This is a genomic window from Luteimonas huabeiensis HB2 (assembly GCF_000559025.1).
Classification (GTDB): Bacteria; Pseudomonadota; Gammaproteobacteria; order Xanthomonadales; family Xanthomonadaceae; genus Luteimonas; species Luteimonas huabeiensis.
The window spans coordinates 92889-116410 of record NZ_JAAN01000005.1; the positions used below are offsets into that span (position 1 = coordinate 92889).

Sequence of the window (23522 nt, forward strand, 5' to 3'; positions counted from 1 at the left end):
CGCAGGCGCGCGGTGCGCCAATTCACCATTGGTCGTAGACCGCGCGCGCCTTAGACCAAGGTCTAAGCCGGGCGGCGGGCGGATGCGGCACACTTGCCGGTCCAGGCCCCAGCCGCATACGGAATCGCGCCATGTCCAGTACGCCAGACGTCTATCCCGTCCCGGAATCCATCGCCGCCGATACCGCGATCGGCCCGGAGGACTACGCCCGTCTCTACGAGGAGTCGGTCCGCGACCCGGACGCGTTCTGGGGCCGCGCCGCCGGGCGGCTGGACTGGATGACGCCGCCCACGCGGATCCGCGACGTCAGCTTCCGGCAGGAGGACTTCCGCATCCGCTGGTACGACGACGGCGAGCTCAACGCCAGCGTCAACTGCCTGGATCGCCACCTGGCCAGCCGCGGCGACAAGACCGCGCTGATCTGGGAACCGGACGATCCGTCCAACGAGGCCCGCCACGTCACCTACCGCGAGCTGCACGCGCGCGTCTGCCGGCTGGCCAACGCCATGCGCAGCCTGGGCGTCGGCAAGGGCGACCGGGTCACGATCTACCTGCCGATGATCGTCGAGGCCGCGGTGACCATGCTGGCCTGCGCGCGGATCGGCGCGGTGCACTCGGTGGTGTTCGGCGGCTTTTCGCCCGGCTCGATCGCCGACCGCGTGGCCGACTGCGGCAGCAAGCTGATCGTCACCGCCGACGAGGGCCTGCGCGGCGGGCGCCGCATCCCGCTCAAGGCCAACGTGGACGCCGCGCTCAAGATGCCGGGCACGCAGACGGTCGAGACGGTGCTGGTGGTGCGCCACACCGGCGGCGCGGTGGAGATGCAGATGCCGCGCGACCGCTGGTACGACGCCGTGGTCGACGACCAGCCCGAGACCTGCGAGCCCGAGCGCATGAACGCCGAGGACCCGCTGTTCATCCTCTACACCTCCGGCTCCACCGGCAAGCCCAAGGGCGTGCTGCACACCACCGGCGGCTACCTGGTCTACGCCAGCTACACCCACGAGGCGGTGTTCGACCTCAAGGAGGACGACATCTACTGGTGCACCGCCGACGTCGGCTGGGTCACCGGCCACAGCTACATCGTCTACGGGCCGCTGGCCAACGGCGCCACCTCGCTGGTGTTCGAGGGCGTGCCCAACTATCCCAACGTCTCGCGCTTCTGGGACGTGGTGGACAAGCACCGGGTCACGATCTTCTACACGGCGCCGACGGCGATCCGCGCGCTGATGCGCGAGGGCGAGGCGCCGGTGAAGGCGGCCTCGCGCGCCTCGCTGCGGATCCTGGGCACGGTGGGCGAGCCGATCAACCCGGAGGCCTGGCGCTGGTACTTTGAGGTGGTCGGCGACGGCCGCTGCCCGGTGGTGGACACCTGGTGGCAGACCGAGACCGGCGGCATCCTGATCGCGCCGCTGCCCGGCGCCATCCCCGCCAAGCCCGGCTCGGCGACCAAGCCGTTCTTCGGCATCCGCCCGGCGATCGTCGATGCGCAGGGGACGGTGCTGGACGGCGAGGCCGAGGGCAACCTGGTGATCCTGGATTCCTGGCCCGGCCAGATGCGCACCGTCTACGGCGACCACCAGCGCTTCATCGACACCTACTTCAGCGCCTACCCGGGCACCTACTTCACCGGCGACGGCTGCCGCCGCGATGCCGACGGCTATTACTGGATCACCGGCCGCGTGGACGACGTGATCAACGTCTCCGGCCATCGCATCGGCACCGCCGAGGTGGAAAGCGCGCTGGTCTCGCACCCCAAGGTGGCCGAGGCCGCGGTGGTCGGCTTCCCGCACGACATCAAGGGCCAGGGCATCTACGCCTACGTGACCCTGGTGGCCGGCGAGCAGGGCAGCGACGAACTGCTCAAGGAGCTGGTGGCGCACGTGCGCAAGGAGATCGGCCCGATCGCCTCGCCCGACCACCTGCAGTGGGCGCCGGGCCTGCCGAAGACGCGCTCGGGCAAGATCATGCGCCGCATCCTGCGCAAGATCGCCGAGAACGCGCCCGACCAGCTCGGCGACACCACCACGCTGGCCGACCCGTCGGTGGTCGACGCGCTGGTGAAGCAGCGCCGGGTGCCCTGACGGCGCGGTTCGGGATTGGGGATCGGGGAATTCGAATACGCTCTGCCGCCGTATGCTCCCATCCCGGGTCCCGGGTCCCGGGTCCCGGGTCCCGGGTCCCGGGTCCCGAGTCCCGAGTCCCGAGTCCCGAGTCCCGAGTCCCGAGTCCCGAGTCCCGAGTCCCGACTTCCCCAATCCCGGCTCTCATGTCCCAGACCATCCTCGTCGCCGACGACCACCCGCTGTTCCGCGAGGCGCTGCGCGGCGCGGTCGCGCGCAGCCTGCCGGCCGCGCGCCTGCGCGAGGCGCACGACACCGCCACGCTGTACGCGCTGGTCGAGGACGAGCCCGACGCCGACCTGCTGCTGCTCGATCTCAACATGCCCGGCGCGCAGGGCTTCAGCGCGCTGGTGCACCTGCGCGCGCAGCATCCGCAGCTGCCGATCGTGATCGTCTCCGCGCGCGAGGAGCCCACGGTGATGCGGCGCGCGCTCGACCACGGCGCGATGGGCTTCATTCCCAAGTCCGCCGACACCCAGGTCCTGGGCGAGGCGCTGCAGCGGGTGCTCGACGGCGACCGCTGGGTCCCGGCCGCGGCCAGCGCCGCGCCGGCGGCCAGCGCCGACGAACACGACGTCGCCGCGCGCGTGAGCGACCTGACCCCGCAACAGTTCCGCGTGCTGCAGATGCTGGGGGAGGGCATGCTGAACAAGCAGATCGGCTACGAACTGGGCGTGTCCGAGGCCACGGTGAAGGCGCACATGAGCGCGATTCTGCGCAAGCTCGGCGCCTCCAACCGCACCCAGGCGGTGCTGATCGCCGGCCGGCTGGCGGTGGATCCGGCCGCGGTCACGCCGCCGCCGGAAGACCACGAGGACGCGTAGGCGCGCGCGAGCGCGCGCCCGTGGGCTTCAGCCGCCCGACATCCGCTGCCACAGCGTGTGCAGCGCGTAGCCGCCGCCGCCGATCAGCACGCCGAAGTAGATCACCGTGCCGATGGTGGCCAGGTGCCCGAGCAGGATCGCGCCGCCGTCGCGCTGGATCATGCCGATGGCGTAGAACAGCAGCGCCACCGCCGGGAAGGTGTTGCTGAAGGGCACGAAGCCGAACGGCGCCATCAGCAGCAGCGCGGCGAAGATGAAGGCCAGGCCGTTGAAGGTGTCGATCGCGCGGCCCTCGGCCAGCGGCGCCAGCCGGCCCGGCCGCGCCACGCGCTCGAGCCGGCGCACCCAGCCCAGGCCGCGGGTAAGGCCGTTGCGCAGCTTGTCCGCCGGCAGCCGCCGCTCGCGCAGGCGCCGCGGCAGCCACAGCGGACGCCGGGTCAGCCGGCTCACGCCGATCAGCAGCAGCGCCGCGCCGAACACCGTGCTCACGCCGGGGATCGAGACCGGGATCAGGAACACCACCGTCAGCAGCATCGACAGCATCAGCAGGCCCTCGCTGCCGATGCGTTCGATGATCGCGCCGAGCGTCAGGTGCTCGCCGTCGAGGTCGGCGATGATCTGTTCGAGCCGGTCGCCGAGGGAGGCGTGGCGGGGATCGTGGGCGGTCATGCGGAAGAGGCGCCTCGCGTGGCGTCGCGGCGGCGACGCGGGCCGCGCAGTGTAGCAAGCGTCAGGCGAGGTGCCGGCGCGGCGGCTTCCGTTCAGCGCGGGCCCTTCGCCCGCCGGACCTGCGCGGCCAGGAATGCGCGCAGGGAGGCCGGCTTGACCGGCTTGGTCAGCACCCGGTAACCGCGCGCGCGGGCGGTCTGCTTCAGCGCGTCGCTGCCGTCGGCGGTCAGCAACACGCCGGGCGTGCCCGGCGCCTGCGCGCGCAGGGCGTCGAGGGTGTCCAGGCCGTCTAGGCGATCGTGCAGGTGGTAGTCCACGACCAGCACGTCCGGGCGGCCGTGCATCGCCTCGAGCGCTGCGTCCACGGTGGTCGCGCACAGCACCTCCGCCTGCCAGCGCTGCAGCAGCGCGATCATGCCGGCGAGGATGTCGGGATCGTTGTCCACGCACAGCACGCGCAGCCCGGTGAGCGATTCGCTCAGGTCCACCGGCGGCGTCGCGCGCCGCACCGGCAGCGCCTGCGCCGCGCGCGGCACCACGATCGAGAACATGCTGCCGTGGCCGACGCGCGATCGCGCCTCCAGGCGGTGGTCGAGCAGGCGCGAGATGCGCTGGCAGATCGACAGGCCCAAGCCGAGGCCGCGCTCGTCCCAGTCGAAGGGCTGCTGGTAGCGGTGGAACTCGTCGTAGATCTGCCGCATGTGGTGCTCGGGGATGCCCGGGCCGGTGTCCCAGACCTGCAGCCGCACCAGGTGCCCGCGCGAGCGCGCGGCCAGCACGATGCGGCCCTCGCGGGTGTAGCGCAGCGCGTTGGCGAGGAAGTTCTGCAGGACCCGCCGCAGCAGGCGGCGGTCGCTGCGCACCGGCAGCGCGCGCACGTACAGGCGCAGCGCGATGCCGCGCGCGGCCGCCATCGGCGCGTACTGCGCGGCCAGCTCGCGCAGCAGCTCGGCGGCGTCGAAATCCGACCATTCCGGCTGCAGCGCGCCGGCGTCGAGCCGGGAGACGTCGAGCAGGCCGTCGAGCAGCTCCTCGGCCGCGCGCAGCGAGGTGTCCACGCGCTCGGCCAGCCGCCGCTGCTCGGCGGGCTCGTGGGTCTCGCGCAGCGCCGAGGTGAACAGCCGCGCGGCGTTGAGCGGCTGCAGCACGTCGTGGCTGAGCGCCGCCAGGAAGCGCGTGCGCGACTGCTGCGCGGCCTCCGCCTCGCGGGTGCGTTCGGTCACCCGCTGCTCCAGCGTCTCGTTGATCTCGCGCAGCGCGCGCTCCACCCGCTTGTACTCGGTGACGTCGCTGTAGCTGGTCACGTAGCCGCCGCCGGGCAGCGGCTGGCCGCGGGTCTCGATGACCAGGCCGCTGCTGAGCACGCGTTCGGCCACGTGCGGCGAGCCGGCGCGCATGTAGCCGATGCGCTTGTCGGTCTCCGCCGACACCGCCGCCTCGCTGAGGTCGCCCAGCTCGCCGCGCTCGGCGTTGTAGCGGATCAGGTCGGCCACCGGGCGGCCGACGTAGAGCATGCCGTCGGGGTAGTCGAACAGTTGCTGGTAGCGCCGGTTCCACGCCACCAGCCGCATGTCGCGGTCGACCACGCTCACGCCCTGGTCGATGTTCTCCAGCGTGGTGGAGAGGATCTCGCGGTTGAAGCGCAGCTCCTGGCCGGCCTCGTCCAGCACCGCCACCACCTCGCCCAGGTCCATGCCGTAGCCGCGCAGCGAGCCGGTCAGCACCAGCCGCGCGGAGGCCGCGCCGATCGCCGAGGCGAGCAGGCGCTCGGTGAACTGCACCCACGCGCGGTCGGCCGGCGCGGCGGTCTGCAGCGCCCGTCCCTGCGCGCGCGCGTGCTCGACGAAGGCGCGCTGGGCGTGCTGCGCGCCCACGATGCGCCGCGCCAGCACCAGCAGGTCGCGGACCTGCAGCCCGCTGCGCCATTCGCCGCTGCCCAGCGCGCGGCGTTCGGCGTAGGGGTTCAGGAACGGGCCGGCGCGCAGGTGTTCCTCCAGGCTCGGCCGCCAGCGTGCGGAGACCAGCAGCAGGGTGCCGATGTTGAACAGCAGCGACCAGAACGTGCCGTGGGTCAGCGGGTCCCAGCCCTGCATGCCGAACAGCTCGCGCGGGCGCAGCCAGGCCAGGCCGAACGGGCCGGCCTCCAGCCACGCGCGCTGGAACCAGCCGGCGTCGGTGAGCGTGGGCAGCAGCAGCGTGTACATCCACACCGCGAAGCCGATCAGCATGCCGGCCTCGGCGCCCTGGCGGCTGGCGCCGCGCCAGTACAGGCCGCCGATCAGCGCCGGCGCGAACTGCGCCACCGCGGCGAACGCCATCAACCCGTACGAGGCCAGGGTGGCGTCGGAGCCGCTGGCGCGGTAGTAGCCGTAGGCCAGGCCGGCGAAGGCCAGGATCGCCGCGCGCCGGATCCACAGCACGGTGCCGGCGACGTCGCCGCCGTGGCGCTGCGCCCAGCCGCGCCGGCGCAGCAGCAGCGGCATGACCAGGTCGTTGCTGACCATCGTGGCCAGTGCCACGCTGGACACGATCACCATGCCGGTGGCGGCCGAGAAACCGCCGATGTAGGCGAACAGCGCCAGCAGGTCCTGCCGGCCGGCCAGCGGCAGGGCGAGCACGTAGGTGTCGGCGATCGTGCCGTCGCCGAACACCGCGGTGCCGGCGGCGGCGATCGGCACCACCATCAGGCTCACGATCACCAGGTAGCCGCCGAACAGCCAGCGCGCCCGGCGGATCTCGGAGACGTCGCCGCACTCCACGATCGCCACGTGGAACTGCCGCGGCAGGCAGACGATGGCGGCGAAGGCCAGCAGGGTCTGGCCGACGAAGCCTTCCGCCGGCGCGTTGGACAGCAGCGCGCGGCTGGCCTCGACGATACGGGCGCCATCGCCGAACCAGGCGATGGCGAACACGCCCACCGCCACCAGCGCGACCAGCTTGACCAGCGATTCCAGCGCGATCGCCAGCATCATGCCCGGGCGGTGCTCGGTGGCATCGACCTGGCGGGTGCCGAACAGGATCGCGAACAGCGCCATCAGCAGCGCGACGTACAGCGCCGGATCGCCGAAGCCGCCGCGGCCGATCCCGGGCCCGCCCAGCACGTCCAGCGACAGCGCCACCGCCTTGTACTGCAGGGCCAGGTACGGCACCGCCGCGACCAGGGCGATGATCGCCACCATCGCCGCCAGCCGCTGCGAGCGGCCGTAGCGCGCGGCGATGAAGTCGGCGATCGAGACCGTGCTCTGCGATTGCGCGACCAGCGCCAGCCGCTCCAGGATCCGCCAGCCGAACAGCAGCAGGAGCAGCGGCCCGAGGTAGATCGGCAGGTAGCCCAGGCCGTTGCGGGCGGCGCTGCCGACCGCGCCGTAGAACGTCCACGACGAGCAGTACACCGCCAGCGCCAGGCTGTAGACCACCGGGCGCAGGCCGGCGCGCTGCACGTGGTGCGGATGTCGGTCGCCCCACCACGCCGCCGCGAACAGCAGCGCGGCGTAGCCCAGCGACACCAGCAGCAGTACCCAGTCCGGCAGCATCGGCCCCCCTTTCGACGCCGCGAGTGTACGCGCCGAGGCCGGTCGCCGCCGCCCCCGCCGCAGGCTACATGAAGGAGTCCGCCAGCCGGGCGATGCCTTCCAGGCTGCGGCGCCAGCGCGGCCGCCGGCGCCATTCGGCGAGGTCCACCGCCTCGGCGTCGGCCAGGTAGGCGGCCTCCACCGCGCGCATGCGCGCGACCACCCTCGGGTCGTAGCACAGCAGGCCGATCTCGGCGTTCAGCGCGAACGAGCGGATGTCGAGGTTGATCGAGCCGACCAGGGCGATGTCGTCGTCCACGCTCATGTGCTTGGCGTGCAGGAAACGCGGCCGGTGCAGGGCGATCTTCACGCCGCACGCCAGCAGTTCCTCGTAGCTGGCGTGCTGGGCGAGCGCGGTCAGGCGCTGGTTGTTGCTGGCCGACAGGATCAGTTGCACCTCCACGCCCGACAGCGCGGCGATGCGCATCGCGCCGAGGATGGCGTCGTCGGGCACGAAGTAGGGCGTGGTCAGCACCACCCGGCGCCGCGCCAGGTGGATCAGCGTGGCGATGGTGTCGCCGGCGTTGGGGAAGGGGTAGGCGGGGCCGCTGGGCAGCAGCTGGCAGGCGACGTCGTCGGCGTGGGTGGGCCGGGCCGGCGCGACCTCCAGCACCTCGCCGGTCTCCAGGTACCAGTCGCTGGCGAACACCGCTTCCAGGTGGGCGACGATCGGCCCGTGCACGCGCGCGACCAGTTCGCGGTTGGGGTGGCCGGGCACGAACAGGGCGTCGGCCAGGTTCTGCGAGCCGACGTGGGCCACGTCGTCGTCGATCACCGCGATCTTGCGGTGGTTGCGCAGGTCGGCGCGGCCGCTGCGGCGCCAGCGCAGCCCGCCGGGCAGCATGGCGTGGACCTCGACCCCGGCCCGGCGCAGGCGCCGGGCGTAGCGCCGCAGCCCGCGCTTGGCGCCCATCGCGTCGAGCAGCAGCCGGCAGCGCACGCCGCGCGCGGCGGCGCGCTCCAGCGCGTCGGCGACCGCCTCGCCGACCGCGTCGTCGAACATCAGGTAGTACAGCAGGTGGACGCGGTGGGTCGCGGCGTCGATGTCGGCCAGCAGCCGCGCCAGCGAGGCGTCGTAGTCGTCGAGCAGGGCCACGCCGTTGCCGCGCACCGGCATGAACGCGCCCAGCCGCTCCACCAGCGGCACGGCCTCGCCGGCCACGGTGCCCTCGGCCGGGCACCAGCGCAGCGCCGCCTGCGGCGCCTGGCCGTCGCGCACGGCGGCCGAGGCCTCGGCCTGGCGGCGCACGCGTTCGCGCGACAGCCACGGATGGCCCAGCAGCAGGTACAGCGGCAGCCCCAGCAGCGGCACGAAGCCGATCAGCAGCAGCCAGCTGCGCGCGGCCGCCGGCCGCGTGCGCAGCGGAATCCAGGCCAGCGCGACGATGCGGATGGCCCAATCCGCCACGAGGATCCACAACCCCAGGTTGATGCCGTCCATGGTCCGATTCTGCGGGCGCGGCGGGGCCGGGCGAAAGCCCGCCGGCCGGCGCGATCGCCCGGTCGGTCGGGGCGGTGCATGTCGCGGGAGGGAATGCCGGACTCCGGCGCGGGGCCCGGTCTCAAGCTTTCGGCGCGGCGTGCCGGAACGGCCATTCGCGGCCCGCGCCGGCGCCGTACTCGGCGCACACCGCCCGAAACGTTTCCACGAACGTCGCCTGCAGTCGTGTCGGCCGCCAATCGGCGCGGGTGGTCATGCCGATGCGGCGGCGCCCCCCGGGCCCGGCCACGCCGATCTCGCGCAGTACGCCGGCGCGGCGCTCGAACAGGAACTGGTCGCGCGACATCAGGGTCAGCCAGTCGTCTTCCAGCATCAGGCCGCGGATGATCAGCACCGAGCCGCACTCGATGCGCAGCCGCGGCGGTTCGAGGCCGCGCTCGCCGAACATCCGCTCCCAGCGCGCGCGCACCGGCGCGCCGGTTGCGGCGATCACCCACGGATAGTCCAGCAGGCGCTCGAAGGCGAATCCGGGCTCGCGCAGCAAGGGATGGTCGGCACGACCGACGATCACGGGGTCGTCGTCGAACAGTCCGGCCTGCACCACGTCGCCCACCGGTGCCGGATCGCGCAGTGCGCCCACCAGCAGATCCAGCCCGCCCTCGCGCAGATGCGCGAGCATTTCGGCGTAAGGGCCCTCGACCACGCTGACGGTGGCGCCGGGATGGGCGCGGGCGAAACGCGCCAGGACCCGCGGCAGCAGCACCGCGCGCGCCAGCGGCAGCGCGCCGATGGCCACCCGGCCGGCATCCTTCGAACGCAGGGCGGCCAGCTCGTCCATCCCCGCGTCCAGTTCGGACAGCGCCAGGCGCACGAAGCGGAGCATGCGCACCGCCGCCGGAGTGGATTGCACGGTCTTGCCGCGGCGCACGCACAGCGGAACCTCGATCAGCGCCGAGAGCTGCTGCACCGCGCGGTAGATCGCCGGCTGCGAAACGCCGCTGCGCGCGGCGGCCAGGGAGTAGTTGCCGGCGGCGTCGACCGCCGCGAGCGCGCGCAGCTGCGAGAGGCTGACCCGGCGTTCCAGGCCGGGCAGCGCCGGCAACCGCAGCGACCGCCGTGCCGCACGCACGCCGCGCGTCAGGTACGCCAGCGCGCGCTCGATGCGAGGCACCAGCAGGCGTCCGGCTTCGGTCGGCGTAACGCCGCCGGGCTGGCGATCGAACAATCGCTGGCCCAATTGCGCCTCAAGCCGCGCGATGGCCTGGGTCAGCGCCGGCTGCGACAGATTCACCTGCGGCGCGGCGGCGCCGATGCCGCCGCTGGCGGCCACCGCGACGGCGGCGTGCAGATGCCGCAGGTTCAGTTCCGGCCCTCTTTCCATGCGCAGAACTATAACCAGATGCAATGGCGTTATCGCAAAACGATCTTGAGCTGCCGCACGACGAGCGCACAGACTCCGCCATCTCTTCGCGGACTGGATGGGCAATGGCGACTGTGGTGACCCGAATCGAGCGCGTCGATGCCGCCGTGGCGGCGGGCCTGGGCGTTGCCGGCGTGGCGACCGCGCACGAGGCCCAGGGCCGTCGCGGCCTGCTGCACCATCGCTTGCGCCCGATCTACGCCGGAGCGCGGATCGCTGGCAGCGCGGTCACGGTCTCGGTGCCGCCGGGCGACAACTGGATGATGCACGTCGCCATCGAGCAGCTGCGCGAGGGCGATGTGCTGGTGGTGGCGCCGACCAGCGACTGCTGCGACGGCTACTTCGGCGACCTGCTGGCGACCTCCGCGCAGGCGCGCGGTTGCCGCGGGCTGGTGATCGACGCCGGTGTCCGCGACGTGCGCGAACTGACCGCGATGGGTTTCCCGGTGTGGAGCCGCGTCGTCCATGCCCAGGGCACGGTCAAGGAGACGCTGGGCTCGGTCAACGTGCCGGTCGTCTGCGCGGGCGCCCTGGTGCACCCGGGCGACGTGGTGGTGGCCGACGACGATGGGGTGTGCGTGGTCCCGCGCGAGGATGCGCCGCGCGTGCTGGCCCAGGCGCAGGCGCGCGAGGCGCGCGAGGCCGAGAAGCGCGAACGGCTGGCGCGGGGCGAGCTGGGGCTGGACATCTACGCCATGCGCGATCGCCTGGCGGCCAAGGGCCTGAAGTATGTCTGACGGCGTGCGCGCGATGTGGATGCGCGGCGGCACGTCCAAGGGCGGGTTCTTCCTGGCCGGGGATCTGCCCGCAGACGCGGCCGCGCGCGATGCTTTCCTGCTGCGCGCCTACGGCTCGCCCGATGCGCGCCAGATCGACGGCATGGGCGGCGCGGACCCGCTGACCTCGAAGGTCGCGATCGTCTCGCGCTCCTCGCGGCCGGGCGCCGACGTGGATTACCTGTTCCTGCAGGTCCACGTCGACCAGGCGCTGGTCAGCGACGCGCAGAACTGCGGCAACATGCTCGCTGGCGTCGGTCCGTTCGCGATCGAGCGCGGTCTGGTGCCGGCGCGCGACGGCCGGACCGAGGTGCGCATCTTCATGGCCAACACCGGCAAGATGGCCATCGCGACGGTGTGCACGCCGCAGGGGCGGGTCCGCTACGAAGGCGATGCGCGCATAGACGGCGTGCCCGGCACTGCCGCGCCGGTGCCGCTGGCCTTCTCCGACATCGCCGGTTCGACCTGCGGCGCATTGCTGCCGACCGGCAACGCCATGGACGTCGTCGGTGGCGTGGAGGCCACGCTGATCGACAACGGCATGCCTTGCGTGGTGCTGCGCGCGCGGGATCTGGGCATCGAAGGCTACGAGGATCGCGCCACGCTCGATGCCGACGATGCGCTCCGTTCCCGGCTGGAGGCCATTCGGCTGGAGGCGGGGCCGTTGATGCATCTGGGCGAGGTCGCCGACAAGAGCGTGCCGAAGATGATGCTGGTGGCGCCGCCGCGCGCCGGCGGCGCGATCTGCGTGCGCTCGTTCATCCCGCACCGTTGCCATGCGTCGATCGGCGTACTCGGCGCGGTCAGCGTCGCCAGCGCCTGCCTGTTGCCGGCCTCGCCGGCGCATGCCTTGGCGAAGCTGCCGGGCGGGCACCGGCAGCGGATCGCGGTCGAGCACCCGAGCGGCGCCATCGACTGCGAGATCGATCTCGACGCGCGCGCGCAGGTGCTGCGTGCCGCGGTGCTGCGCACCGCGCGAAAGCTGTTCGACGGGGTGCTGTTCGGCTGATTCGGGCGTTGCGCCACAGCACGGTTTTCTTGGGAGGGGTTAAGCATGGCAATCGAACGGAGGCGGCCCGGCCGCTTCGGCATCCTGGGCCAGCTCTGGTTCCAGGTGGTGGTGGGTACCCTGGTCGGCGTTCTGCTCGGCTGGCTGGCCCCGGATCTCGGCGCGACGATGAAGCCGTTCGGCGATGCCTTCATCAAGCTGATCAAGATGATGATCGGGCCGATCATCTTCGTCACCGTGGTGCACGGCATTTCCGGCATGAACGATATGCGCAGCGTCGGCCGGGTCGCGTTGAAGTCGCTGATCTACTTCGAAATCGTCACCACCCTGGCGCTGGTGCTCGGGTTGGTGATGGTGAACCTGTGGCAGCCGGGCACGGGCATGAACATCGATGCCTCGAAGATCGACACGGCCGCGATCCAGGGCTACGTGCACAGCGCGCAGGACCAGAGCATGGTCGCGTACCTGATGAACATCATTCCGACCACGCTGGTCAGCGCGCTGGTCGAGCCGAACGTGCTGCAGGTGCTGTTCGTTTCGGTGCTCTTCGGTATCGCGCTGGCTTCGATCGGCGACCGCGCCGCGCCGGTGAAGGCGGTCATCGAGAGCGCATCGCACGCGTTGTTCAGGATCATCGGCTACGTCATGTGGTTCGCACCGCTGGGGGCGTTCGGCGCGATCGCCTTCACCGTCGGCCAGTTCGGCGCCGGTTCGCTGCTGTCGCTGGGCGAGTTGATTCTCGAATTCTTCGTGGTGTGCGCGATGTTCACCTTCCTGGTGCTGGGCAGCGTGGCGTGGTGGTGCGGCGTCAGTCTGCCGCGGCTGATGGCGTACTTCCGCGAGGAGATCGTCATCGTCGCCGCGACCACCTCCACCGAGACCGTGTTGCCGCGCCTGATCCAGAAGCTCAAGGCGCTGGGCTGCGAGGAGAGCGTCGTCGGCTTCGTGGTTCCGGCAGGCTATTCGTTCAACCTCGACGGCACCTGCCTGTACCTGACGACGGTGGCGGTGTTCCTGGCCCAGGCCACCAATACCGAGCTGACCATCTGGCACGAGCTGGGCCTGATCGCGGTCCTGCTGCTCACTTCCAAGGGTGCGGCCGGCGTGGCCGGCGCGGCGTTCGTGGTGCTGGCCGCGACCCTGGGCACCACCGGCACCATTCCGGTGGCCAGCATGGCCTTGATCCTGGGCATCCACCGGATCCTCGCCGAGGGCCTGACCTTCGTGAACCTGATCGGCAATGCGGTGGCTGCGATCTTCATCGCCAAGTGGGAGGGTCGGCTCGACGAGGCCACGCTCGCCGAGCACGTGGGCACCCGCGCCCTGCGCCGCCGTCACCTGGTCGCCGGGCAACTCTGAGCGCGCGCGTCGCGCGCGATCCGCCACCTCGATCGAGCCGGCCGAAGGCCGGGAAGGAGACCATTTTGTCCCGATACAGCCCATCCGCACTGGCGCTGCTGCTCGCCGTGGCCGTTCCGGCCGCGCAGGCGGCCGCGCCGGAAGCCGATCGTGGGAAGGTGCCCGAGGGCATCGATCTGACCCTGGATTTCGTCGGCAACGTCGCCGGCAACCCGGTCGGCGGCGTCGAGCAGGGCGTCGAAGGCTCGTACTGGATCATGGCGCAATCGAAGTTCGACCTGGACCGGCTCTTCGGCGTGCGCGGCACCGAGGTGGACGTGCAGGCCGCCTGGTTCGACGGAGGCAATCTCGCGCGCGAGAAGATCGGCAATTCGATCAGCGCCCAGCAGACCTGGCGACCGGTGGACGGCGGCCGCCTGACCCGGCTGACCGTCACCCGCCGCTTCGAGAACGGCCTGAGCGTCATGGCGGGCCGCGCGCCGCTGAACAGCTACTTCAACAACTCGCCGCTCAACTGCGTGTTCATGAGCAACGCGATGTGCCTGACGCCTTACGGCCCCATCGCCGACCTGGGCATCACCGCCTATCCGAACGCCTCGTGGGCGGCGTTGGCGCGCTACGACGGCAAGGCGCACTGGTACGTACAGGCGGGCGCGTTCGACTACAACAACGATCTCAATCGGTCCGGCAAACACGGTCTGGACTTCTCGTGGCGCGACGGCACCGGCACGCTCGGCGCGTTCGAGGCCGGCTACCAGACCGGCCTGTCCGACGAACGCCTGCCGCGCACCTACAGGATCGGCATGTACCGCAACACCGACGGCGGCAGGAGTCCGTATTTCGATGCCGACGGCGATTCGGCCGCGCTGACGGGCCGGCCCTTCGCCGAACTCGACGGCGCGCGGGAGGGCTGGTACGCGATGGCCGACCGCACCGTCTGGCGCGGCGAAGGGCGGCGCAACCTGGCGCTGTTCGCGCGCGGCTTCGTCAACACCGGCAATGCCGCGCCGGTGAAGCACTTCACCGCCGTCGGCCTGGTCAAGACCGGCACGTTCGCCGGCCGCGACCGGGACACCTTCGCGATGTTCGTCTCCAACATCCACTTCGATCCGGAGCAGATGGCCTACCTGCGCGATCGCCGCATCGCCCTCGGGGGCAGCGGCACGCCGAACGACGACGAGATGATCGCCGAGATCAGCTATGGCTGGGCGCTGCGCCCGGGCATCCGCCTGATGCCCAATCTGCAATACGTCGCCAATCCCGATCCGATCTACGCGCCGACCCGCACCACCGACATCCCCGACGCGCTGATCCTGGGGCTGCGCGTGGACGTGCATTTCGCGCAGTTGCTGGGCTGGTAGCTCCCCACGATCCTTCCCTGACCGAAGACACGCATGATCATCGATTGCCACGGCCACTACACCACCGCGCCCGCCGCGCACGACGCCTTCCGCAAGGCGCAGATCGCGCACTTCGACGACCCGAGGCTGCCGGCGCCGGAATATCCCCGCATCTCCGACGACCAGATCCGCGAGAGCGTGGAGGCGAACCAGCTGCGCCTGCTGCGCGAACGCGGCGCGGACATGACGATCTTCTCCCCGCGCGCCAGCGCCATGGCCCACCACGTGGGCGACGAAGCGGTCAGCCGCGAATGGACCCGGCGTTGCAACGACCTGATCGCGCGCGTGGTGTCGCTGTATCCGCAGCATTTCATCGGCGTATGCCAACTGCCGCAGTCGCCGGGCGTGCCGATCGCCCATTCCATCGCGGAGCTGGAGCGCTGCGTCAACGAGCTGGGCTTCGTCGGCTGCAACCTCAATCCCGACCCGTCCGGCGGACACTGGACCGGCGTGCCGCTGACCGATCGCGCCTGGTATCCGTTCTTCGAGAAGATGGTCGAGCTGGACGTGCCGGCGATGGTCCACGTCTCCGGAAGCTGCAACGCCAATTTCCACGCCACCGGCGCGCACTACCTCAACGCCGACACCACGGCCTTCATGCAGTTCCTGCAGGGCGACCTGTTCAAGGATTTCCCGACCTTGCGCTTCGTGATCCCGCATGGCGGCGGCGCGGTGCCCTACCACTGGGGTCGCTTCCGCGGCCTGGCGGACATGCTCGGCAAGCCGTCGCTGGACGAGCACCTGATGCGCAACGTGTTCTTCGATACCTGCGTCTACCACCAGCCCGGCATCGACCTCCTGTTCGAGGTGATCGACATCGACAACATCCTGTTCGGATCGGAGATGGTCGGCGCGGTGCGCGGCATCGACCCGCTGACCGGGCACCACTTCGACGACACCAAGCGCTACATCGACGCGCTGGACATCTCCGATGAGGACAGGCGGAAGGTCTACGAGGGCAATGCCCGGCGCGTGTACCCGCGACTGGACGCGCAACTGAAGGCGAGGGGGCTGTGATGGCCGCGTTCCGGAAGGATCCCGACTGGCTGGACTTCCATCCGAACCCGAGCAAGCCGCGCTTCGTGCCGCCGCCGGGCGCGGTGGACGCGCATTGCCACGTGTTCGGCCCCGGCGACGTGTTCCCGTATGCGCCGGAGCGCAAGTACACGCCCTGCGACGCCGGCAAGGACAGGTTGTTCGCGCTGCGCGACTTCCTCGGCTTCGAGCGCAACGTGATCGTGCAGGCGACCTGCCACGGCGACGACAACCGCGCCCTGGTCGATGCGCTGCGCGCGGCAGGCGATCGCGCGCGTGGCATCGCGACGGTGCGCGACACCATCGCCGATGCCGAGCTGGCCGAGCTGCACGCGGCCGGCGTGCGCGGGGTGCGGTTCAACTTCGTGCGCCGCTTGGTCGATCCCAAGCCGGACGCGTACTACCTGCGCATCATCGAGCGTATCGCCCCGCTGGGGTGGCAGGTGGTGGTGTACTTCGAGGCGGCCGACCTCGAAGAGCGCTGGGACTTCTTCGCCTCGCTGCCGACCACGGTGGTGGTGGACCACATGGGCCGGCCGGACGTGACCCGGCCGGTGGACGGGCCGGAATTCGGCCGCTTCGTGCGCTTGATGGACGAGCATCCCAACGTGTGGAGCAAGGTGACCTGCCCGGAGCGCCTGTCCGCATCGGGTCCGCCCGGCTACGACGACGTGGTGCCGTTCGCGAAGTCCCTGGTCGAGCGCTTCCCCGACCGCGTGCTGTGGGGCACCGACTGGCCGCACCCCAACATGAAGAGCCACATGCCGGACGACGGTCGCCTGGTCGATTTCATTCCCCGGATCGCCGTGACGCCGGACCTGCAGCGCAGGCTGCTGGTGGACAATCCGATGCGGTTGTACTGGTAGCGGCCGGCAGGCTGGGCGCCCCTCCAAGCACGAAACCCGCCTCGCGGCGGGTTTCGTCGTTCCCCAATCGTCGGGCGATCAGGCGATCACTTGATCTTGCCTTCCTTGTAGATCACGTGCTTGCGCACCACCGGATCGTACTTCTTGATCTCGATCTTGCCGGGGGTGTTCTTCTTGTTCTTGTCGGTGGTGTAGAAGTGGCCGGTGCCGGCCGAGGAGGTCAGACGGATCTTGTCGCGCTTGGAAGCCATGGGTCAGTCTCCTCAGATCTTCTCGCCGCGGGCGCGCAGCTCGGCGAGCACGGCGTCGATGCCGTTCTTGTCGATGGTGCGCAGGGCCTTGGTGGAAACGCGCAGCTTCACCCAGCGGTTCTCGCTGGCCACCCAGAACCGGCGCTCGTGCAGGTTCGGCAGGAAGCGGCGGCGGGTCTTGTTCATCGCGTGCGAGACGTTGTTGCCGGTCGTCGTACGCTTGCCGGTGACTTGGCATACTCGGGACATTGCGCACCTCAAGTGTGTGGTGTCGTTGGGCTTCCCTTGGCCAGGGAGGCGGCGGCCCCGGCGAGTCCGGCAGGCGCCGGCTTCGCCACGTGTGCGGGAGGATCGGTCGCGGCCCGCGTCGCGCGCGCGGCACACGTTGCCGGCGTCGCGATGGCCCGGAACGAAAGGCCGGGGCGCAGCGAGCCGGCGATTATCCTGCATGCGGGGGCGGCGGCGCAAGCGCGCCTGCCGTTTCAATTCCGAGGCCCTTCTTCGTCCAGGCATCATGACCACCGCCAACGACATTCCCCCCGCGGGTCCCGGCGTCGATCCGGGCCCGGCCGGCGCCCGGATCGACGCCGAGGCGCTGGTGCGGGAGTTCAACCGCTCCCTGATCCGGATGCTGCAGGCCCGGCTGGGGTCCTACGAGGACGCCCGCGAGATCGCCCAGGAGGCCTATGCCCGGCTGCTGAACCTGGACGAGGGGCAGGCGGCCAGCTACCACCGGGCGCTGCTGTTCAGGATCGCCCAGAACCTGGCCACCGATCTGCTGCGCCGGCGTCGCTACATGGAGCTGCCCGAGCCGGACGGTCTGGCGTTGTGGCCCGATCCCGCGGTGGACCCGGAGCGTTCGGCGCGAGCGCGTATCCTGATCGAGCGGTTGCCGGCGCTGCTGGCCGAGTTGCCGCCGCGCACGGCGCTGGCGTTCCGGCTGGTGCGGATGGAGCAGAAGAGTTTCGCGGAGGCGGCCGAGCGGCTCGGGGTGACCGAGCGCATGGCCAGGATCCATGTGGCGAGGGCGCTGTCGTACTGCCAGCAGCGCCTGGACGAGATCGACGAGGGAGCGACCCGATGACCGGGGCAATGGACAGGGGCGGGCGCGCGGACGCCCTCGACCAGGCGGCCGACTGGCTGCTCCGGCTGCGCGAGCCTGCGCTCGACGAGCGCGAACTGGAGGCCTGGACCGCCTGGATGGCCGATCCGGAGCACGCGCGCGCATTCGACGACATCAGCCTGCTGTGGGACGCCGCCGGCGAGCTGCCGCCGGAGGCGGTGGCGAGCGCGCCGGCGGCGTCGGCCGCCGCGCCGCGGCCGGCGGCCCGCCGCCCGCGCCGCCGTCGCTGGCTGGCCGCGGCTGCGGCCGCGTGCGCCGCGCTCGCGGTCGGCGCGCTGTGGTGGCGCGCCGCCGAGCACTCCGGCGACGAGCGACCGCTGCAGATCGCCACCGGCGTCGGCGAGCATCGCGAGGTCTCGCTGGCCGATGGCTCGGTGGTGGAGCTCGGCGCGGCCAGCCGGGTGCGGGTGCGCTACAGCGATGCGCGCCGCGAGGTGGAACTGCTGGAGGGCGTGGGCCGGTTCTCGGTGGCGCATGCGCCGGAGCGCCCGTTCGAGGTCCGCGCCGCCGGCACCCTGGTGCAGGCGATCGGCACCCGCTTCAGCGTCGGCCTGCGCCCGCGCGGCGCGGTGGCGGTCGCGGTGGACCAGGGCGTGGTGCAGTTCAACGACCTCGGCACCGGCCGCGGTTCGGCCAGCGGCCGGCCGCTGCGGCTGACCGCGGGCGAGCGCGGCCTGTGGCTCGCCGGCGAGGGCCTGTCCGGGCCGCTGCCGTCGGCTCCGCGGCCGGCCGGCGACGGCCTGGAGCGCAGCATCGCCTACCTCGGCGAGCCGCTGTCCGACGTCATCGGCGACCTGAACCGGTACTCGCCGGTGCCGATCGAGCTCGATCGCCGGGTCGAGGCCTCGGTGCCGGTGACCGGGCGCTGGCATACCGGCGATCTCGACGCCTGGCTCGACGGCCTGGCGAGCGCGGCCTCGCTGTCGGTGGTGCGTACCGACGGGCGCATCCTGCTGGTGCCGGCGGCCGCCAGCGAGGTCCCCGCGCCGCGCCGGCGCCCCTCCGGTTCCGGATAGCCGCCGATGCCGCCGCCGCCCGCCGCGTCCCGACCGCCCCGCGCCCCGCGCGCGCGTCGGTTCGCGCGGTGGTGCGGACCGGCGCTGGCGTGGCTGCTGTGCCTGGCGCCGGCCTGGGCGCAGGAGCGCGCGTTGCGTCGCTTCGACATCGCGCCGCAGGCGCTGGAGCAGGCCCTGCTGGCGTTCTCCGAGCAGGCCGGGCTCGACCTGGTGGCGGTGGGCGATCTCGGCGGGCCGTACACCACGCCAGCGGTCCGCGGCGAGATGGCCAGCGGCGATGCGCTGGCGCGGCTGCTCGCCGGCACCGGGCTCGGCTACCGCGTGCGCGGCGACGGCGTGGTCCTGGTCGCCCGGCGCCGCGCAAGCGCGACGAGCGCCGGGTCGACGTGCCGGTCTCGGTGACCGCGCTGGGCACCGCGCCGTTCGACGACTTCGCCTTCGGCCGCGAAGGCGTGTCGAGCGCGCTGGGGACCGTACCGGCGACCTCCTCGGTGGACATCGGCGGCGGTTTCACCCAGGTGCAGATCCGCGGCGTCTCCAGCTCGCTGGGCGGCAACGACAACGGCTACTACCTCGACGAGATCCCGTTCACCGGGGTGACCGTGCCGTGGTACCCGGATGCGCGCGGCTTCGACCTGGACCGGGTGGAGATCCTGCGCGGGCCGCAGGGCACCCTGTTCGGCGAAGGTTCGATGGGCGGCACGGTGCGCATCCTGACCCGCAAGCCGGATCCGGCCGCGTTCGACGCCCGCGTACAGCTCGCCGGCTCGACCACCGACGGCGGCGGCGACGGCCATGCCGCGCGCGCGATGCTCAACCTGCCGCTGGCCGGCGGCATGGCCGCGCTGCGCGTGGTCGGCACCGACGAGCGGCTGGCCGGCTGGGTGGACGACGGTGATGCGCGCGACATCAACCCGCAGCGCGTGCGCACCGGGCGCGCGCGGCTGCGGGTCTCGCCCGACGAGGCCACCGACATCGACCTGGGCTACTGGCGCTACGACTCGCGCGCGCCCGGCGGCGGCTACGCCGCGTTCGACGACATGCGCGCCGACGCGGTGTACGCCCGCACCTCCGACTGGACCACGCGCAGCCTGGTCGCCACCCGCCGCCTGCCGGGCTCCACCCTGGTCTACGCGGCGGCCGATGCGGGCCTGCGCTACACCGCCGACGGCGAGCTGGCGCCCGCGGTCGCCTACGACAGCGACATCCGCATCGACGTGACCACCCACGAGCTGCGCTGGTCCTCCGAGGGCGAGCGCGCGCTGGACTGGACGCTCGGCGCCTACCTGCGCGAGGCCGAACGCAGCGACCGGACCACGCTCGCCCCCGCGGCGGAAACCGCGCTGCGCCAGCGCAACGCCGCGGTGGCGCTGTTCGGCGAAGCGAGCGTCCGGCTGCCGCGCCCGGGCTGGTCGATGCTCGCCGGCCTGCGCTACTTCTCCGACGACGTCGATGCGGTCTCGCGGTCCGGGGACTGGCGCAGCACGCTCGATGCGCGCTTCTCCAGCTGGAACCCGCGCCTGGGCCTGTCCTACGCGCCGGATGCCGATGCCCTGGTCTACGCCAATCTCGCCCGCGGCTTCCGTTCCGGCCAATTGCAGCCGGTCAGCTCGCTGCTGGCCGCCGAACAGGCCGGGATCGAGCTGCCCGGCGCGATCTCGCCCGACGCGATCGTGAGCATCGAACTCGGCGCGCGCCGCAGCTTCGCCGCCGGTCGCCTGCTGCTGGAGGGCGCGCTGTTCCGCAGCGACTGGAAGGACGTGGCGGTGCGGGTGCCGCTGACCGACACCCTCAACGGGCTGGCCAACTCGGCCGGGGTGGCCTCGCGCGGGGTGGAGGCGGCGCTGGCCTTCTCGCCGGCGCCCGCCTGGTCGTTGCAGCTGTCGGCCAGCCTGGTCGATGCGGCCTACGTGGCCGCGGTGCCGGGAACCGCGATCGATCGCGGCACGCCCGTCTACAACGTGCCGCGCACCAGCATCGCCGGCGCGCTGGGCTACGCGCGGCCCTTGCCGCAGGGCCTGCAGATGCTGGCGCATGCCGACGTCCGCTACGACAGCGCGCGGGCGGTCTCGCTGACCCAGGGCACCCCGGGCGACGACATCCTGCTCGCCAACGCGCGCATCGGCGTGCAGTCGCCGCGCGGCTGGGGCGTGGCGCTGTTCGTCGACAACCTCACCGGCGAGGACGGCGCGGTGGACGCGCGCAACCTGCGCGGCGCGGCGACGCGGCTGCATCCGCGGACCTGGGGCGTCGAGCTCGACCTGCGGTATTGAGCCGGTCTGCCGGTGGCGGGGCGGGCCGCCCGTCCGGTGCGAAGCCGCCGCCGTCGATCGATCGGGCGCCAGTCTGCGCCGCGCGCGTGTCGGGGATGCGTCGGGCGCGTTTCACTTTTCCTTCACTGCTTCGTTGGAACGGGAAGCGCCGCCGATTCGCGGCGGCGCCCGAAGCCGGCGCGCGGGGCACACCGCGCCCGGCCGCCTCCCATCCGACCCGGAGCCGTCGCCATGCATCGTCCCGCTTCTCCCTCGTCCCGTTCGCGGGCCCGTCCCGCCTTCGCCCGCACCCCGCTGGCCGCCGCCATCCTCGCCGGCCTGATCGCCGCCGGCCCCCTGCACGCCCAGAGCGTCGAGGCCGAGGCCGCGGATGCGCCGCAGCCCGCCGCGCGCGCCGGCCAGCGCGACGCGGTCGAGCTGTCCTCGGTCGTCGTCACCGCGCGCAAGCGCGACGAGCGCCAGATCGACGTGCCGATCGCGCTCAGCGCGGTCACCGGCGAACAGATCGACGCCATGGGCCTGCTCAACGTGGTCGACGTGCTCAACAGCACCGCCGGCGCCTCGTCGATCGACACCGGCGGCGGCTTCACCCAGGTGCAGATCCGCGGCGTGTCCAGTTCGCTGGGCGGCAACGACAACGGCTACTACCTCGACGAGATCCCGTTCACCGGCGTCTCCGTGCCGTGGTACCCGGACGCGCGCTCGTTCGACATCGATCGCGTCGAGGTGCTGAAGGGCCCTCAGGGCACCCTGTTCGGAGAAGGTTCCATGGGCGGCACCGTTCGCATCATCACCCGCAAGCCGGACTTCAACTACTTCAACGCCGGCGTCGAGCTGTCGGCCGGCACCACCGAAAGCGGCGGCGACAGCTGGGGCGGCAAGGCCTACGTCAACGTGCCGCTGGTCGAGGACACCCTGGCGCTGCGCGTGGCGGTCAGCGACGAGAAGCTGGGCGGCTGGATCGACGACAACGCCACCGGCGATCGCGACATCAACGAGCAGCGGGTCAAGACCGGCCGCTTCAAGCTGCGCTTCGCCCCGACCGAGCGCTGGAACATGGACCTGGCGTACTGGAAGTACGACTCCGACGCGCCCGGCGGCGGCAACTCGTCGCTCGACGACCTGACCACCAACGCCTACTACGCCAACACCGACGAGTGGGATGTCGCGAGCTTCGTGACCACCTACGACTTCGACGGCTCGCAGCTGTTCTATTCGTTCGCCGACGCCAACCTCGACTACGGCAACGACGGCATGCTCAACCCCACCACGACCTACCTGAGCCTGATCGAGATCGGCGTGCGCACGCAGGAGCTGCGCTGGTCCTCCACCGGCCAGCGCACGCTCGACTGGACCGTGGGCTACTACCTGCGCGAGGCCGAGCGCAACGACAGCTCCAGCGTCGGCGGCGTGCCGCCCAGCGCCTCCAGCCAGACCAACGATGCCTACGCGCTGTTCGGCGAAGTGACCTACAAGCTGCCCAACCCGGCCTGGGCGATCACCGCCGGCCTGCGCTACTTCAACGACGACGTGGACGCCATCTCGGTCTCCACCGACCGCGTCTCCACCCTCAACGCCACCTTCGACAGCTGGAACCCGCGCCTGAGCCTGTCCTACAAGCCGCAGGACGACACCACGCTGTACGTCAGCGCCGCGCGCGGCTTCCGCTCCGGCCAGCTGCAGCCGATGACCTCGATCCTGCTGGCCGAACAGGCCGGCATCGAGCTGCCGTCCACGATCGATCCCGATTCGATCATGACCTACGAGTTCGGCGCCAAGTCGCTGCTGCTCGACGGCAAGGTGATGCTGGAAGGCGCGATCTTCTACAGCGACTGGAAGGACGTCGCCGTGCGGGTGCCGATCACCGACACCATCAACGGCCTGGCCAACTCCGACGGCACCGAGAACAAGGGCGTGGAGGCCAACATCGTCTACACCCCCAACCGCTCGCTGACCCTGCAGATCGGCGGCAGCCTGATCGACGCCACCTACGCCGAGGACGTGCCGGGCACGCCGCTCAACCGCGGCACGCCGGTCTACAACGTGCCCAAGACCAGCCTCAACGGTTCGGTGTCCTACCAGTGGCCGGTCGGCGGGCTGCGCGGCGTGGTGCGCGGCGGCTTCGTGCACGACTCCAAGCGCGAGACGGCGCTGACCCAGGGCACGCCCGGCGACGACATCACCCTGGTGGACGCGCGCATCGGCCTGGAATCCCCGGCCGGCTGGTCGGCCTTCCTGTACGGCGACAACCTCACCGACGAGGACGGCGCCATCAACGCGCGCAGCGCGCTCGGCGCGGCCAACCATCCGCGCCCGCGCAGCTACGGCGTGCTGTTCCGCTACACCTACTGAGGCCCCGCGCCTC

At 71.7% G+C, this 23522-nt stretch carries 19 protein-coding genes; 13 read left to right on the forward strand and 6 right to left on the reverse strand.

What is annotated here, in order from left to right; genetic code table 11:
* Positions 1 to 131: 131 nt before the first annotated feature.
* Complete coding sequence (gene acs, locus Z164_RS19710; RefSeq protein ID WP_043688887.1) at positions 132 to 2084, forward strand: acetate--CoA ligase; 1953 nt, start codon at positions 132 to 134, stop codon at positions 2082 to 2084.
* 185 nt (positions 2085 to 2269) lie between these two features.
* Positions 2270 to 2947 carry a response regulator transcription factor gene (locus tag Z164_RS0101100; RefSeq protein ID WP_024888907.1) on the forward strand — a complete coding sequence of 226 codons (678 nt, stop codon included), beginning with the start codon at positions 2270 to 2272 and terminating at the stop codon, positions 2945 to 2947.
* A gap of 27 nt (positions 2948 to 2974) precedes the next feature.
* On the opposite strand, the gene Z164_RS0101105 is transcribed toward Z164_RS0101100, so the two are convergent.
* The 4 genes from Z164_RS0101105 to Z164_RS0101120 all read right to left on the reverse strand — a co-directional run bounded on the left by Z164_RS0101105 (position 2975) and on the right by Z164_RS0101120 (position 10010).
* A complete protein-coding gene (locus Z164_RS0101105; protein ID WP_024888908.1) occupies positions 2975 to 3616 on the reverse strand; it encodes an exopolysaccharide biosynthesis protein in 642 nt (213 codons plus the stop codon).
* 92 nt (positions 3617 to 3708) lie between these two features.
* On the reverse strand, positions 3709 to 7149 hold the full coding sequence (locus tag Z164_RS0101110; RefSeq protein WP_024888909.1) for a hybrid sensor histidine kinase/response regulator: 3441 nt from the start codon (positions 7147 to 7149) through the stop codon (positions 3709 to 3711).
* 64 nt (positions 7150 to 7213) lie between these two features.
* Entirely contained in the window at positions 7214 to 8629 is a 1416-nt protein-coding gene (cls, locus tag Z164_RS0101115; protein WP_024888910.1) for a cardiolipin synthase, read from the reverse strand.
* A 121-nt stretch (positions 8630 to 8750) separates the two neighbouring features.
* The gene (locus Z164_RS0101120; protein ID WP_024888911.1) at positions 8751 to 10010 is read right to left on the reverse strand and encodes a LysR family transcriptional regulator; all 1260 of its coding nucleotides are present in this window, start codon (positions 10008 to 10010) and stop codon (positions 8751 to 8753) included.
* Positions 10011 to 10114: 104 nt separating this feature from the next.
* On the opposite strand from Z164_RS0101120, the gene Z164_RS0101125 reads away from it, so the two are divergent.
* The 6 genes from Z164_RS0101125 to Z164_RS0101150 all read left to right on the forward strand — a co-directional run bounded on the left by Z164_RS0101125 (position 10115) and on the right by Z164_RS0101150 (position 16494).
* Positions 10115 to 10786, forward strand: a complete 672-nt coding sequence (locus Z164_RS0101125; protein ID WP_024888912.1) for a 4-carboxy-4-hydroxy-2-oxoadipate aldolase/oxaloacetate decarboxylase — start codon at positions 10115 to 10117, stop codon at positions 10784 to 10786.
* Positions 10779 to 11834, forward strand: coding sequence for a 4-oxalomesaconate tautomerase (locus Z164_RS0101130; RefSeq protein WP_024888913.1), 1056 nt, complete (start codon positions 10779 to 10781; stop codon positions 11832 to 11834). The genes Z164_RS0101125 and Z164_RS0101130 overlap by 8 nt, the downstream gene beginning before the upstream one ends.
* A 45-nt stretch (positions 11835 to 11879) precedes the next feature.
* Positions 11880 to 13193 (forward strand): C4-dicarboxylate transporter DctA, encoded by a 1314-nt coding sequence (gene dctA, locus Z164_RS0101135; protein WP_024888914.1) that lies wholly within the window; start codon positions 11880 to 11882, stop codon positions 13191 to 13193.
* 65 nt (positions 13194 to 13258) lie between these two features.
* Entirely contained in the window at positions 13259 to 14554 is a 1296-nt protein-coding gene (locus Z164_RS0101140) for a carbohydrate porin (protein WP_024888915.1), read from the forward strand.
* 33 nt (positions 14555 to 14587) lie between these two features.
* Positions 14588 to 15610: an amidohydrolase family protein gene (locus tag Z164_RS0101145; protein ID WP_024888916.1), complete on the forward strand. Its 1023-nt coding sequence runs from the start codon at positions 14588 to 14590 to the stop codon at positions 15608 to 15610.
* Positions 15610 to 16494, forward strand: a complete 885-nt coding sequence (locus Z164_RS0101150) for an amidohydrolase family protein (RefSeq protein ID WP_024888917.1) — start codon at positions 15610 to 15612, stop codon at positions 16492 to 16494. Before Z164_RS0101145 ends, Z164_RS0101150 begins: the two co-directional genes overlap by 1 nt.
* Positions 16495 to 16580: 86 nt before the next feature.
* Here the strand turns inward: Z164_RS0101150 and rpmG are convergent, their stop codons facing one another.
* Positions 16581 to 16745: a 50S ribosomal protein L33 gene (gene rpmG, locus Z164_RS0101155; RefSeq protein WP_024888918.1), complete on the reverse strand. Its 165-nt coding sequence runs from the start codon at positions 16743 to 16745 to the stop codon at positions 16581 to 16583.
* Between the two features lie 12 nt (positions 16746 to 16757).
* Positions 16758 to 16994, reverse strand: a complete 237-nt coding sequence (rpmB, locus tag Z164_RS0101160) for a 50S ribosomal protein L28 (protein WP_024888919.1) — start codon at positions 16992 to 16994, stop codon at positions 16758 to 16760.
* A gap of 265 nt (positions 16995 to 17259) precedes the next feature.
* On the opposite strand from rpmB, the gene Z164_RS0101165 reads away from it, so the two are divergent.
* The 5 genes from Z164_RS0101165 to Z164_RS0101185 all read left to right on the forward strand — a co-directional run bounded on the left by Z164_RS0101165 (position 17260) and on the right by Z164_RS0101185 (position 23509).
* Positions 17260 to 17829, forward strand: coding sequence for an RNA polymerase sigma factor (locus Z164_RS0101165; RefSeq protein WP_024888920.1), 570 nt, complete (start codon positions 17260 to 17262; stop codon positions 17827 to 17829).
* Positions 17826 to 18884: a FecR family protein gene (locus Z164_RS19715; protein ID WP_081770008.1), complete on the forward strand. Its 1059-nt coding sequence runs from the start codon at positions 17826 to 17828 to the stop codon at positions 18882 to 18884. Before Z164_RS0101165 ends, Z164_RS19715 begins: the two co-directional genes overlap by 4 nt.
* 6 nt (positions 18885 to 18890) lie before the next feature.
* Positions 18891 to 19286 carry an STN domain-containing protein gene (locus tag Z164_RS22725; RefSeq protein WP_024888922.1) on the forward strand — a complete coding sequence of 132 codons (396 nt, stop codon included), beginning with the start codon at positions 18891 to 18893 and terminating at the stop codon, positions 19284 to 19286.
* Positions 19271 to 21157, forward strand: a complete 1887-nt coding sequence (locus Z164_RS0101180) for a TonB-dependent receptor (RefSeq protein WP_024888923.1) — start codon at positions 19271 to 19273, stop codon at positions 21155 to 21157. The genes Z164_RS22725 and Z164_RS0101180 overlap by 16 nt, the downstream gene beginning before the upstream one ends.
* Positions 21158 to 21388: 231 nt before the next feature.
* Positions 21389 to 23509: a TonB-dependent receptor gene (locus Z164_RS0101185; protein WP_024888924.1), complete on the forward strand. Its 2121-nt coding sequence runs from the start codon at positions 21389 to 21391 to the stop codon at positions 23507 to 23509.
* The last annotated feature ends 13 nt before the right edge of the window (positions 23510 to 23522 follow it).